General features: G+C 38.6%; 5 protein-coding genes, 2 rRNA genes and 4 pseudogenes. 2 read left to right on the top strand and 9 right to left on the bottom strand.

Going from position 1 to position 15,041, the window contains the following annotated elements:
* Positions 1 to 196: 196 nt before the first annotated feature.
* Together ABLV90_RS13990 and rrf are read left to right on the top strand one after the other, a co-directional pair.
* A 23S ribosomal RNA gene (locus tag ABLV90_RS13990) occupies positions 197 to 3,122 on the top strand.
* Between the two features lie 81 nt (positions 3,123 to 3,203).
* Positions 3,204 to 3,318 (top strand): 5S ribosomal RNA (gene rrf / locus ABLV90_RS13985).
* Positions 3,319 to 3,756: 438 nt separating this feature from the next.
* On the opposite strand, the gene ilvA is transcribed toward rrf, so the two are convergent.
* The 9 genes and pseudogenes from ilvA to ilvD form a co-directional block, all read right to left on the bottom strand.
* The gene (ilvA, locus tag ABLV90_RS13980; protein WP_427706875.1) at positions 3,757 to 5,025 is read right to left on the bottom strand and encodes a threonine ammonia-lyase IlvA; all 1,269 of its coding nucleotides are present in this window, start codon (positions 5,023 to 5,025) and stop codon (positions 3,757 to 3,759) included.
* Positions 5,026 to 5,055: 30 nt separating this feature from the next.
* On the bottom strand, positions 5,056 to 5,631 hold the full coding sequence (gene leuD / locus ABLV90_RS13975; RefSeq protein WP_460872793.1) for a 3-isopropylmalate dehydratase small subunit: 576 nt from the start codon (positions 5,629 to 5,631) through the stop codon (positions 5,056 to 5,058).
* A gap of 1 nt (position 5,632) precedes the next feature.
* Positions 5,633 to 7,004, bottom strand: a pseudogene (gene leuC / locus ABLV90_RS13970) (3-isopropylmalate dehydratase large subunit).
* Positions 7,005 to 7,021: 17 nt separating this feature from the next.
* Positions 7,022 to 8,062, bottom strand: a complete 1,041-nt coding sequence (gene leuB / locus ABLV90_RS13965) for a 3-isopropylmalate dehydrogenase (RefSeq protein WP_460872792.1) — start codon at positions 8,060 to 8,062, stop codon at positions 7,022 to 7,024.
* Positions 8,059 to 9,595: pseudogene (locus ABLV90_RS13960) on the bottom strand (2-isopropylmalate synthase). Before ABLV90_RS13960 ends, leuB begins: the two are co-directional and overlap by 4 nt.
* 155 nt (positions 9,596 to 9,750) lie before the next feature.
* The gene (gene ilvC, locus ABLV90_RS13955) at positions 9,751 to 10,755 is read right to left on the bottom strand and encodes a ketol-acid reductoisomerase (RefSeq protein ID WP_460872791.1); all 1,005 of its coding nucleotides are present in this window, start codon (positions 10,753 to 10,755) and stop codon (positions 9,751 to 9,753) included.
* Positions 10,756 to 10,807: 52 nt separating this feature from the next.
* A complete protein-coding gene (gene ilvN, locus ABLV90_RS13950) occupies positions 10,808 to 11,281 on the bottom strand; it encodes an acetolactate synthase small subunit (RefSeq protein ID WP_002507123.1) in 474 nt (157 codons plus the stop codon).
* A pseudogene (gene ilvB / locus ABLV90_RS13945) lies at positions 11,278 to 13,069 on the bottom strand (biosynthetic-type acetolactate synthase large subunit). Before ilvB ends, ilvN begins: the two are co-directional and overlap by 4 nt.
* Positions 13,070 to 13,081: 12 nt before the next feature.
* Positions 13,082 to 14,771, bottom strand: a pseudogene (ilvD, locus tag ABLV90_RS13940) (dihydroxy-acid dehydratase).
* Positions 14,772 to 15,041: the final 270 nt, after the last annotated feature.

Here is a 15,041-nt window from a genome sequence, read left to right as displayed (position 1 = left end):
ATTGCGTTATTTTGTACATTGAAAACTAGATATGTAAGTAAAATTTATGATTTTACCAAGCAAAACCGAGTGAATTAGAGTTTTAAAAAGCTTGAATTCAAAAAAATAGAAATAATCGCTAGTGTTCGAAAGAACACTCACAGATTAATAACATTTTAGATTTTCAACCGATTTTTTTCGTGTTGAAGGTCGAAAAGATTAAGTTATTAAGGGCGCACGGTGGATGCCTTGGCACTAGAAGCCTACGAAGGACGTTACTAACGACGATATGCTTTGGGGAGCTGTAAGTAAGCTTTGATCCAGAGATTTCCGAATGGGGAAACCCAACACGAGTTATGTCGTGTTATCGATATGTGAATACATAGCATATCTGAAGGCAGACGCGGGGAACTGAAACATCTTAGTACCCGCGGGAAGAGAAAGAAAAATCGATTCCCTGAGTAGCGGCGAGCGAAACGGGAAGAGCCCAAACCAACGAGCTTGCTTGTTGGGGTTGTAGGACACTCTGTACGGAGTTACAAAAGAACAAATTAGACGAATCATCTGGAAAGATGAATCAAAGAAGGTAATAATCCTGTAGTCGAAAGTTTGTTCACTCTTGAGTGGATCCTGAGTACGACGGAACACGAGAAATTCCGTCGGAATCCGGGAGGACCATCTCCCAAGGCTAAATACTCTCTAGTGACCGATAGTGAACCAGTACCGTGAGGGAAAGGTGAAAAGTACCCCGGAAGGGGAGTGAAATAGAACTTGAAACCGTGTGCTTACAAGTAGTCAGAGCCCGTTAATGGGTGATGGCGTGCCTTTTGTAGAATGAACCGGCGAGTTACGATTTGATGCAAGGTTAAGCGACTAATGTGGAGCCGTAGCGAAAGCGAGTCTGAATAGGGCGTTGAGTATTTGGTCGTAGACCCGAAACCAGGTGATCTACCCATGACCAGGCTGAAGTTCAGGTAACACTGAATGGAGGGCCGAACCGACTTACGTTGAAAAGTGAGCGGATGAGTTGTGGGTAGCGGAGAAATTCCAATCGAACCTGGAGATAGCTGGTTCTCTCCGAAATAGCTTTAGGGCTAGCCTTAAGTAATGATTATTGGAGGTAGAGCACTGTTTGGACGAGGGGCCCTTATCGGGTTACCGAATTCAGACAAACTCCGAATGCCAATCAATTTTATCTTAGGAGTTAGAACGCGGGTGATAAGGTCCGTGTTCGAAAGGGAAACAGCCCAGACCACCGGCTAAGGTCCCAAAATATATGTTAAGTGGAAAAGGATGTGGCGTTGCCCAGACAACTAGTATGTTGGCTTAGAAGCAGCCATCATTTAAAGAGTGCGTAATAGCTCACTAGTCGAGTGACACTGCGCCGAAAATGTACCGGGGCTAAACATATTACCGAAGCTGTGGATTGTCCGTAAGGACAGTGGTAGGAGAGCGTTCTAAGGGCGTTGAAGCATGATCGCAAGGACATGTGGAGCGCTTAGAAGTGAGAATGCCGGTGTGAGTAGCGAAAGACGGGTGAGAATCCCGTCCACCGATTGACTAAGGTTTCCAGAGGAAGGCTCGTCCGCTCTGGGTTAGTCGGGTCCTAAGCTGAGGCCGATAGGCGTAGGCGATGGATAACAGGTTGATATTCCTGTACCACCAAATTTCGTTTTAAGCGATGGGGGGACGCAGTAGGATAGGCGAAGCGTACTATTGGATTGTACGTCCAAGCAATGAGACTGAGTGTTAGGCAAATCCGGCACTCTTAAGGTCAAGTTGTGATGGGGAGAGGAAATTGTTTCCTCGAGTCGTTGATTTCACACTGCCAAGAAAAGCCTCTAGCTAGAATTTTGGTGCCCGTACCGCAAACCGACACAGGTAGTCAAGATGAGAATTCTAAGGTGAGCGAGCGAACTCTCGTTAAGGAACTCGGCAAAATGACCCCGTAACTTCGGGAGAAGGGGTGCTCTTTAGGGTTAACGCCCAGGAGAGCCGCAGTGAATAGGCCCAAGCGACTGTTTATCAAAAACACAGGTCTCTGCTAAACCGTAAGGTGATGTATAGGGGCTGACGCCTGCCCGGTGCTTCGGAAGGTTAAGAGGAGTGGTTAGCTTCGGCGAAGCTACGAATCGAAGCCCCAGTAAACGGCGGCCGTAACTATAACGGTCCTAAGGTAGCGAAATTCCTTGTCGGGTAAGTTCCGACCCGCACGAAAGGCGTAACGATTTGGGCACTGTCTCAACGAGAGACTCGGTGAAATCATAGTACCTGTGAAGATGCGGGTTACCCGCGACAGGACGGAAAGACCCCGTGGAGCTTTACTGTAGTCTGATATTGAAATTCGGTACAACTTGTACAGGATAGGTAGGAGCCTTTGAAACGTGAGCGCCGGCTTACGTCGAGGCGTTGGTGGGATACTACCCTTGCTGTGTTGGATTTCTAACCCGCACCATTTATCATGGTGGGAGACAGTGTCAGATGGACAGTTTGACTGGGGCGGTCGCCTCCTAAAGAGTAACGGAGGCGCTCAAAGGTTTCCTCAGAATGGTTGGAAATCATTCATAGAGTGTAAAGGCATAAGGAAGCTTGACTGCGAGACTTACAAGTCGAGCAGGGTCGAAAGACGGACTTAGTGATCCGGTGGTTCCGCATGGAAGGGCCATCGCTCAACGGATAAAAGCTACCCCGGGGATAACAGGCTTATCTCCCCCAAGAGTTCACATCGACGGGGAGGTTTGGCACCTCGATGTCGGCTCATCGCATCCTGGGGCTGTAGTCGGTCCCAAGGGTTGGGCTGTTCGCCCATTAAAGCGGTACGCGAGCCGGGTTCAGAACGTCGTGAGACAGTTCGGTCCCTATCCGTCGTGGGCGCAGGAAATTTGAGAGGAGCTGTCCTTAGTACGAGAGGACCGGGATGGACATACCTCTGGTGTACCAGTTGTCGTGCCAACGGCATCGGCGGGTAGCTATGTATGGACGGGATAAGTGCTGAAAGCATCTAAGCATGAAGCCCCCCTCAAGATGAGATTTCCCAACTTCGGTTATAAGATCCCTCAAAGATGATGAGGTTAATAGGTTCGAGGTGGAAGCATAGCGATATGTGGAGCTGACGAATACTAATCGATCGAAGACTTAATCAAATTTAAAAAGTGTTTTGTTTGGCATTATCAAATTTTACTTACTATCTAGTTTTGAATGTATAATTTTTATACAGTTCATTGTCTGGTGACAATGGCAAGGAGGTCACACCTGTTCCCATGCCGAACACAGTAGTTAAGCTCCTTAGCGCCGATGGTAGTCGGACTTACGTTCCGCAAGAGTAGGACGTTGCCAGGCAATTAGGGACCCGAAAGGGTCTCTTTTTTTATGTTTAAAAAGAGCTTAACTACTAGTTCGAAGAACTAAAAACCTGATTTAAGAAAGCGTTTGAAGCTGACGAACTCAGCGAAAGACGCGACGAGCTTACAAGCGGTAAGTGAGTAAGGAAAGAGCGCAAGTGAGAAAAGATGCGAGCGCTTGGCTTATATCAGGAAAGCTCCTTAGCGCCGATGGTAGCTGACTTACGTTCCGCAAGAGTAGGACGTTGCCAGGCAATTAGGGACCCGAAAGGGTCTCTTTTTTTATGTTTAAAAAGAGCTTAACTACCAGTTCGAAGAACTGAAAACCTGATTTAAGATATGAACACATAAGCTTAAGCTCATGTGTAAGAACTACTAATCCCAATTATATTGGGAAGTAGTTCTTTAAAAAAAGCTTAGCACAATAGCTAAGCTTTTAAATAAGGAGTGAATAAAGCATTTTATTTTGATTAATGTAAATATTTGAAGCATCAAACTCATTTACATTCTTTTTCAAGTTATTCAAATCTTTATGATTATTTAATTGAATGCCTATAATAACTGTACCGGTGTTTTGAGATGATTTTTTTAGGTACTCGAATTTAGTAATATCATCTTTAGGTCCGAGTACATCATTTACAAATTCTCTTAAAGCGCCGGGACGTTGGGGAAAGTTTAAAATGAAGTAGTGTTTCATTTCTTCGAAAAGTAGTGAACGCTCTTCAATTTCTTTCATGCGGTTAATGTCATTGTTACCACCACTCACAACACAAACAACTGTTTTACCTTTGATTTCTGCTTGATAATTATCTAAAGCGGTAATACTTAATGCACCAGCAGGTTCTGCTATAATAGCTTGTTTAGAGTACATATCTAAAATAGTTGAACATACAGCGCCTTCGTGTACTTGAACATAATCATCAACAACTTTTTTAGAGATGTCATAAGTTATTTGACCAACTCTTGCAACTGAAGCGCCATCAACAAACTTATCAATCTCAGGTAATGTTACGATTTGATTTTCTAAAACAACTGATGTATACATACTGCTTGCTCCAGCAGGCTCTACGCCAACAATAGATGTTTGAGGTGAATTTTCCTTGAAATACGTACCAACACCAGAAATTAAACCTCCGCCTCCAATTGCGGCAAATAAATAATCAAATTGTATATTTGCTTCTTTAGATTGATCAATGATTTCTTTAGCAAGTGTACCTTGGCCCGCAATAGTATAGATATTGTTAAAAGGATCAATGAAATTCATGTTGTTGTCTTCTGTATAGACGAGCGCTTCTTTTAAACAATCATCAAATGTATCACCTGTAAGAATAACTTCGACATTTTGTCCACCAAAGAATTTAACTTGGTTAATCTTTTGAAGTGGGGTAGTGACAGGCATAAATATAACTGCATCTAAGTGTAATTTATTAGCAGTGTAAGCCACACCCTGTGCATGGTTACCCGCACTTGCACATGTGATGCCCATTTCTCTGTCTTCTTTATTCAAGGATACAATCGCATTGTAAGCTCCTCTAAGTTTAAAAGATCTGACCCATTGTAGGTCTTCTCTTTTTAAATATACATTACAATCATATTTAAGTGATAAATAATGATCCTTTTGTAATGGCGTCTCTTTAACAGTATCTTTTATTTGTAAGTAAGCTTCATCGATATCTTTTGAAGAAACAGTTGTTTTTACAGTCATATGTTTCACACCTTTGTTAGTTTAGTATCTTTAAAAAGTTTTTGCTCTTTCGTAAGATTTGATTTCATCTTCATATTGCAATGTTACTGCAACATCATCAAGTCCTTTTACGAGTTTGTTTTTCCAAGTTTCATCGATATCAAAAGTAAATGTTTTGTCTGGAGAAGTAACAGTTTGATTTGGTAAATCTACTGTAATCGATTCTGCTTGTGCTAAATGTTTTCTCGCTTCTTCATCTAATACAATTGGTAACATCGCATTTTTAGTACAGTTCATATAGAATATATCACTGTAACTGCCGACAATAATAATGTCAAAACCATAGTCTTTAATTGCCCAAGCGACGTGTTCACGACTTGAGCCACACCCGAAATTATCTCCGGTAATTAAAATCGATGCATCTTTATATTCTGGTTTATTTGGATTGAAATCTGGATTATCAGAACCGTCATCTAAATAACGCCATTCATCGAAAGCAAATGGTCCAAATCCTGATTTTGAAATACGCTTTAAATGGACTTTAGGTATAATTTGATCGGTATCGATATTGTCATGAAATAATGGTACGACTTTACCTGTATACGTAGTGATTGGTTTGATTTCCATATTATACAACCACCTTTCTAACATCTACAAATTTACCATTAATTGCTTGCATGTCGCTGCCATAGCAGGGAAACAAGATGTGTTCTTGCACCTTTACCTTGGCGACCTTCAAAGTTACGATTACTTGTCGAAGCACAGTGAACACCATTAGGTACTTGGTCTGGATTCATACCTAAGCACATAGAACAACCGGGCTCTCTCCAATCAAAACCTGCTTCTTTAAAGATTTTGTCTAGTCCTATTTTTTCTGCTTCTTTTTTAACTGTACGAGATCCTGGAACAACGATTGCTGTAATATTAGGGTGGACTTGATTTCCTTTAACAATATGACTCGCTTCAACTAAATCTGAAAGACGAGCATTTGTACAAGAACCTAAGAAGACATAACCTAAATCGATATCCTCAGCTTTTTGACCAGGTTTTAAATCCATATAATTATATGCACGTTCGTCATTAACATTTTTTATTTCAGGGAAAGGTGTACTAAAACTTACTCCCATTTCAGGACTAGTTCCCCAAGTCACTTGAGGTTCTAAGTCTGAGACATCCATTTCAATGACTCTATCGAATTCAGCATCGTCATCTGTGTAGAGTTCACGCCATTCATCAACGGAAGCATCAAAATTTGTTGCGTATGGACGACCTTTAACATATTCAAATGTCGTTTCATCAGGCTCCATCATGCCGTATTTAGCACCGACTTCGATTGCCATATTACAAATTGTCATTCTAGCTTCCATACTCAAACTACGTATCGCTTCTCCCGAAAATTCTAGGGCATAACCTGTACCAAAATCAACGCCATATTGACTAATCAAATGTAAGATAATATCTTTGGCATACACACCAGTCGGCAATTTGCCTGTTACATCAATTTTTAGATTTTTAGGTTTAGTTTGCCATAGGGATTGGGTAGCAAATACATGCTCAACTTCACTTGTACCAATACCAAAAGCAATTGCTCCGAAAGCACCATGTGTAGCAGTATGAGAATCACCACAAACAATTGTTTTACCTGGCTGTGTTAAACCAGTTTCAGGACCTACCATATGCACAATACCTTGTTCATCAGAACCCATATCAAATATATGGACGCCGAATTCTTTAGCATTATTTTGCAATGTAGTAATTTGCTTATTTGCAATTTCATCTTTGATATTAAAAATATCTACTGTCGGCACGTTGTGGTCAAGTGTTGCATATGTTAAGTCTGGTCTACGCAGTTGTCTATTTTGGAGTCTCAGACCTTCAAATGCTTGAGGAGATGTGACTTCATGTATAAGATGCAAATCTATATATAATAACTGTGGGTCACCTTCTTTACCAGTCAAGACATGTTTATTCCAAACTTTATCAAATAGTGTTTTACCCATATGACATCTCCTCCTTTTTATAAATTTTCTTTTACGAAATTAATAATATCTGACGTATTATAATTTCCATTGAGATCACGGGTTGTTTTACCTTCTTTAATGAGTTGATAAATTACTGATTCTAATTTTTCAGTTGCTTGTGGTTCATTTAAACTTTCTCTAAGACACATTACAACTGATAAAAGCATACCGAAAGGGTTTGCGATATCTTGGTTTGCAATATCTGGTGCTGAACCATGAATCGGTTCGTAAAGTCGTGGGCCTTGTTCACTAAAACTTGCAGAAGGCGATAAACCTAATGAACCAGGAATTACAGATGCTTCATCACTTAAAATATCACCAAATAAATTTTCAGTTACAATGACATCAAATTGTGAAGGATTAGTGATTAAATGCATTGCACAAGCATCTACAAGTAAATGGTTAACTTCTACTTCTGGATAATCTTGTGAAACTTCATTTATTACTCTACGCCATAATTTACTAGAAGAAAGCACATTTTCTTTATCCACCGAAGTTAATTTTTTATTTCTTTTTTGAGCTAAATCAAATCCAACTCTAGCAATGCGTTCTATTTCTGATCTTGTATAAGTAAGGGAATCGAGTGCATCGTCATCACCCAATTTCTTAGGTTCACCAAAATAGATACCGCCAGTGAGTTCTCTTACTAAAACAAAATTTGTGCCCGCAACACGTTCTTCTTTAATCGGAGATAAATGACTTGTACCATTTGTCACTGTAGTAGGGCGTATATTAGCGAATAAGCCTAATGCTTTACGTATGCCTAATAATCCTTGTTCAGGTCTATTGTTAGGGTCAGTCCATTTTGGACCACCCACAGCACCTAATAAAATTGCATCAGCATTTTGACATGCATTTAGTGTTGATTCAGGGAGTGGTTTACCATGGCGATCTATAGCAATGCCACCAAAATCATGTGTTTCTAAGTCATAATTAAAATTAAAATCTTGGCTTAATTGTTCTAATATTTCTAGTGATCCTGTCATAATCTCAGGACCAATACCATCACCTGGTAGGGCTACAATCTTATAACTCATGAATGAATACCTTCTTCCGTAGCAGAATTAGCAACATACTTAGCATGTGCTTCTACATATGATTTACATGAAGCAAGTAAGATATCATGGTCAATACCAACACCTGTAACGATTTGGTTATCAATTTTAATTTGTACATGTACTTCAGCTTGTGCATCGGTACCTTCAGTAACAGAATCAATACGGTATTCTATTAACTCAGTGTTGAGGTCAAAGATACGATCTATTGCATTGTACACGGCAACGATAGAACCGGTGCCAATACTAGAATCTTGGTACGTATTACCGTCTTTATCTTTAATAACGACTACAGCACTTTGAAGCCCATTAGAAACAAATTGTAGTTGTAAAGTTTCAACTTGATAAATTGCATTTTGTTCATGTTCTGTACCTTGTATTAAGGCGTGGATATCACGGTCTGTAACTGCTTTTTTCTTATCTGCAATTGTTTTAAATTGTTTAAATAATGCTTTTTGTTCTTCTGGCTCAACATCGTAACCTAAATTAATTAATTTTTCAGCAAAAGCATGTTTTCCTGAAAGTTTACCTAAAGGTAATTCTGTTGTTTTAACACCAACAAGTTGAGGTGTCATAATTTCATATGTTTCAGGGTTTTTGATTACGCCATCTTGATGGATACCTGATTCATGACTAAAGGCATTTTGGCCGACAATGGCTTTGTTTCTAGGAACTCGAATTCCTGCAAATCTAGCAATTAAATCTGAAGTTTGTTTTGTTTCTTCAAGGTTAATTCTAGATTGATTGCCGTAATGATCTTGTCGAACGTAAAGGCCAAGTGCTACTTCTTCAAGTGCTCGCATTACCCGCACGTTCCCCAATACCATTTAAGGTACCTTCTATTCGTTTGGCTCCATTTTCAATTGCGGCCATACTATTTGCTACTGCAAGTCCAAGATCATCATGACAGTGTGCACTATAAATTACTTCGTGGTCTGTTTTGACAGATTCTTGTAGTGTTTTGAAAATTTGACCATATTCAGAAGGGTAACTGAAACCTACAGTGTCAGGTACATTGATTACACTTGCTCCGGCATCAACAGCTGTTTGAACACATTCTATTAAAAATGGTAGTTCTGTTCTTGTTGCATCTTCTGGGGAGAACTGAACTAAATCAAAATATTTTTTAGCATAGCTTACATGTTCTGTTATAGATGCTAAAACTTCTTCCTTAGACATCATAAGTTTGGAATCACGATGTATCGGGCTTGTTGCGATAAAGACATGAATTCTTGGTTTTGTCGCTTCTTTAGTTGCTTGATATACTGCATCAATATCTTTTTTCACACAACGGGCAAGACCACATACAGCAGTTGTTGTTAATGCTTTTGAGATTGCTTCAACTGATTTAAAACTACCCTTACTTGATGCAGGGAACCCAGCTTCTATAATATCTACGCCCCATTTTTCAAGTTGATTTGCTATCTTCAAACGTTCATCGAATGAAAAGTTTACACCAGGTGTTTGTTCGCCGTCTCTAAGTGTTGTATCAAAAATTTGAATATGGCTACTCATTTTCAACATCTCCTATAAATGAATTTTAGACTCATATAACCGTAAGTAATGAAGAAACACACTTTTATGAGAAAAGTAGTCGCATTTTTAAGCAATCACATATTCCTAACTAAGTGTGATTCTTCAATTACGATTAATTTAAAGGTTGAATCTAATTATTTTTCAATACTTTTAGATTTAATGAATGGCATCATTTCACGTAGTTCTTTACCAACCGCTTCGATTTGATGTCCATGTTGTTCTTCACGTAGTTTGTGGAACTCTTCAAAATTATTTTCATTATCTTTAATGAAACGATCACTGAATTTTCCTTGTTGGATATCTTCTAGTACTGCTTTCATATTATCTTTAACGTCTGGTGTAATGATACGTGGTCCAGATACATAGTCACCAAATTCTGCTGTATTTGAAATTGAATAACGCATGTTTTCCATGCCACCTTCGTATAATAGGTCTACGATAAGCTTCATTTCATGTAATACTTCGAAATAAGCAATCTCTGGTTGATATCCAGCTTCAACTAATGTTTCGAAACCAGTTTGTATTAATTTAGTTGTACCACCACAAAGGACAGCTTGTTCACCAAATAAATCTGTTTCAGTTTCTTCTTTGAATGATGTTTCTAATACGCCAACACGTGTAGCACCGATACCTTTAGCATAGCTTAAGGCTAAGTCTGTAGCTTCTCCACTTGCATCTTGTTCTACTGCGAATAGGGCAGGGACTGCACTACCTTCAGCAAAAGTACGACGAACTAAATGTCCTGGTCCTTTTGGAGCTACTAAGAATACGTCAACGTTTTCTGGTGGGTTGATAACATCAAAATGAATATTAAAACCATGAGCAAAAACTAATGCATTATTTGCTTCTAGATTGGGTTTGATTTCTTCTTCATATATTTTTCCTTGAGCTTCATCTGGTAGAAGTACCATAATAACATCAGCTTGTTTTGTTGCCTCATTTACAGGATATACTTCGAAGCCGTCATCTTTTGCTTTATCAAAAGAACGTCCAGGTCTGATACCAATGATTACGTCATAGCCGTTGTCTTTTAAGTTTTGTGCATGCGCATGACCTTGAGATCCATAACCTAAAACCGCTACTTTCTTACCTTGTAATGCATCTTTCTTTACTGTTTCATCATAATAAACTGTTGTCATAATATAATCCTCCATGTGTTTTGAAATTTTTGTTAAAACATTAAAGCTTAAGCTAAATAATACCTGCCGAACCCGTACGTGAGACTTGTTCGATTTTATATGATGATAGATCGTCTAATAAATTATCCATCGTGTATTGTGGACCTGAGGCTTGAAGGTACGTATAAGTTTCTTCATTTTTCAATATAGAGACTAGCGCATCATAAGGTTTGATTAAATTTTGTAATTCTTGATGATTGTTTGGTGTTTGTAATTTCACAAGTACCAACTCTCTATTGTAGGTATTTGTATCTGTTATATCTTCAACCTCAATAATATTGATTTGCTTTTCAAGTTGTTGAAGTAGCGTGCGTAGCACATCTGTATCAGGTATTTCTGCTACAAAAGTAATATTAGAAATACCTTCTTCTAGCGTAGGTGTTGCGGAAAGATTAACGATATTAAATTGTCTTCGTACGAAAATACTTGTTAATCTATTTAATGTACCCGCTTTATCTCTTACTTTTGTTCTAAATGTTCTTCTCATAATAGACCCTCCATCTCATGGTTTGCTTTACCACTTGGTACCATTGGAGAGACAATTTCAACTGGTGAAATGCGAATGTCAATTAAAGCCGGTCCGTCGTGTTGGAAAGCCTCATCCAATTTTTGTTCTAAGTGTGTAGGATCATCTATGAGATAGGCTTTTACATTATATGCTTCAGATAGCTTAATAAAGTCTGGCTGTCCATTAAACACAGAATGTGAAAAACGTTTATTAAAGAATTTATCTTGCCATTGTTTCACCATGCCAAGCGTACCGTTATTTACAATTACGATTTTAATATCAATGCCATATTCTTCTAAAATACCCATTTCTTGATTTGTCATTTGGAAACCGCCGTCGCCTACAAAAGCTACAACCGTTTTGTCTGGTTTAGCCAATTTAGCTCCAATTGCTGCTTGGTATACCAAAGCCCATTGTTCCTAAACCACCACTGGTAACAAGTTGACCATGGTCTTTAAATGGATAGTATTGTGCAACCCACATTTGATGTTGTCCAACGTCTGTAGTTACAATTGCATCACCATTGGTAATTTCTCCAATATATTCAATTGCACGTTGTGGTTTTGAAAATACACCATCTTCATCATCGCTGTATGCAAATGGTTGTTGTATTTTATTTTCGTTACATGTTTCTAACCAATCTTCATGTCTAATTGAATAACTATCGAAATCGAGTAGAAACTCTAATGTCGCTTTACAATCGGCAACAATACCCAAATCTACTTTAATAATTTTGTTGATTTCAGATGGATCGATATCAACATGAACGATTTTAGCATTTGGTGCGAATTCATCAGGGTTACTCGCTAATCTGTCATCAAAGCGGCTTCCGAAGTTAATAAGTAAATCACATTCAGTTAAGGCCATGTTACTTGCGTATGATCCATGCATACCACCCATGCCTAAAAATAGGGGGTGTTCGTATGGAATCGCGCCGAGACCAAGTAACGTACTCACTACTGGTAATTGATGTCTACTTACAAATTCAGTAAATAATTCATTGGCTTTGGCATGATTGATGCCCGCACCTGAAAGTACTAATGGTTTTTTAGCACTCTTTAAAAGGTCTCTCAATTTTTGTATATCATCTTTTTTTGGTTTATTAGGTATTGTGTAACCAGGTAATTCTAATTCATCAGTAACTTGTGCATTCGTTGATAGGATACCCATATCTTTAGGAAAATCGATTACTACTGGACCTTTTCTTCCAGTATTAGCGATATGAAAAGCCTCATGAATAGTTTTAGGAATATCTTGTACATTTTTAACTTGATAATTATGCTTAGTAATTGGTGTTGTCATAGATAGTAAATCCGCTTCTTGGAATGCATCCTTACCGATACCAGGCGTTGCGACTTGACCTGTGATAACTACTAAAGGTAAAGAGTCGCTATAAGCATCAGCAATACCGGTAATCGCATTTGTAGCTCCTGGACCACTTGTAACAACAACTACACCTGTATTACCAGAAACACGTGCGTAACCTTCAGTCGCGTGCGTTGCGCCTTGTTCATGACGAGCTAAGATGTGCTTTATTTTCCCTTCATATAGTGTGTCGTAAAGAGGGAGAACAGCGCCTCCTGGATAACCAAATATAAAATCAACACACTCATTTGCCAATGATTCGACTAATAATTCTGAACCAGATCTCATTTCATCAATTGTCTCTTGTTCTAGTTCAACTTCAGGTTCAACTGCTTCTGCTGCTTCCAAAGATTCAAAATTTTCTGATTTTTCTATTTCAAGTGTTTCAGTATGTTTAGACATTGTGCTCACTCCTTAAATGAGATTTTCGGGAACTTGCATTACGCCACCAGTATTAGCACTTGTAACGAGTGCGGTGTAACGTGCAAGATAACCAGTTTTCACTTTTGCTTTAAATGGTTTTACATCTTGTTTTCTATTTTCTAAAGTTTCATTTGATACTTCGACATTCAATGTTCGGTTAGTTAAATCAATAGTAATTTCATCACCATCTTTAATTAGTCCAATAGGTCCACCGTAAGTCGCTTCAGGTGAGATATGTCCTACAGCAATGCCTCGAGTTGCACCTGAGAAACGGCCATCTGTAATTAATGCAACATCTTTACCTAATCCTCTTCCTACAATTGAAGAAGTAGGGGCTAACATTTCAGGCATGCCTGGACCACCTTTAGGACCTTCATATCTTATGACAACAACATGGCCTTCTCGAACAACGTGATTGTCAATTGCTTCTACTGCATCATCGTGTGAATCAAAACAAATTGCTTTACCTTTAAATACTTTAATTGAAGGATCTACACCACCTACTTTAATGACGGCACCATTTGGAGCTAAATTACCGTATAGAATTGAAAGACCTCCTTGTTTGTCGTAAGGATTATCTAGATGTCTAATTACATCGCTATTTAAAATTTCTTTACCTTCATTATTTTCACGAAGGGTCTTGCCTGTTGCTGTGATTCTATCTGGATGTAAGGTACCTTCTCTTTTAAACAGTTCATTAATAATTGCTGGGACGCCGCCTGCTTCATGTACATCATGCATTGAATAAGAAGAACTAGGTGCAATTTTTGAAAGGTAAGGTGTTTTCTTAGCAATTTCATTAATTCTTGTTAAGTCATAATCGATGCCTGCTTCATTTGCAATTGCTAATGTGTGAAGTACAGTGTTTGTAGAACCACCCATTGCCATATCTAACGCAAATGCATCATCAATCGCTTCACGTGTTACGATATCTCTTGGTTTAATATCATTTTTAATATTATCTACTAATTTGAATGCGACTTCTCTAATCATTTCTCTACGTTGATCACTCACTGCTAATGCTGTTCCATTATATGGAAGGGATAAGCCTAAAACTTCCATTAAACAGTTCATTGAATTCGCAGTGAACATACCAGAGCAAGAACCACATGTTGGACAAGCGTTTTGTTCCATATCTAAAAATTCATCTTTTGAAATCGAACCATCTTTAAAAGCACCAACTGCTTCAAACATTGAAGAAAGTGTTAATGCTTTACCTTCTGAAGATAATCCTGCTTTCATAGGGCCACCAGAACAAAAGATGGCTGGAACATTGGTTCTGACTGATGCAAGTATCATACCTGGTGTAATCTTGTCACAGTTAGGAATATAGAATACACCGTCAAACCAATGCGCGTTAATTACTGTTTCAGCAGAATCGGCAATGATCTCTCGTGAGGGAAGGGAATATCTCATTCCTATATGACCCATTGCGATACCATCATCTACACCGATCGTGTCAAATTCAAAGGGAATAGCACCTGCTTCACGAATTGCTTCTTTGGCAATGTCTGCTAATTCTCTTAAGTGGACATGTCCTGGGACGATGTCAATATATGAATTACAAATTGCCACGAAAGGCTTATTCATATCTGTTGGTTTTTCTAATGCACCTGTAGCATGCAAAAGACTTCTTGCTCGGAGCCTGCTGATCACCTTTTTTGATCATATCGCTTCTCATACTGTTTCCCCCTTAAAATTGAAAATAAAAAAACGTCCCAATAAATTATTGGGACGCTTTCAAGTCCCATTCAACTAGAAAGAGGACTTAAACGTTTAGTAAATTCTTCACTAAAGTTCCAGTCCTAATAGCATAATAAAATGACTAAATTGTTTGAAGTTGTTGGTTTGTATTGCATATGGTTTTTGGTCATTTTATTATACTCCTCTCGAATGAATGGTTTTATTTAATTGAATTGTCTAAAAATTCGATAAATTAAATTTACTACAT

The organism is Staphylococcus sp. 2S1 (genome assembly GCF_046721335.1).
GTDB classification, from domain to species: Bacteria; Bacillota; Bacilli; order Staphylococcales; family Staphylococcaceae; genus Staphylococcus; species Staphylococcus equorum_A.
The sequence above is the reverse complement of the archived record's forward strand: the minus strand, read 5'-3'. Positions and strand labels throughout refer to the sequence as shown.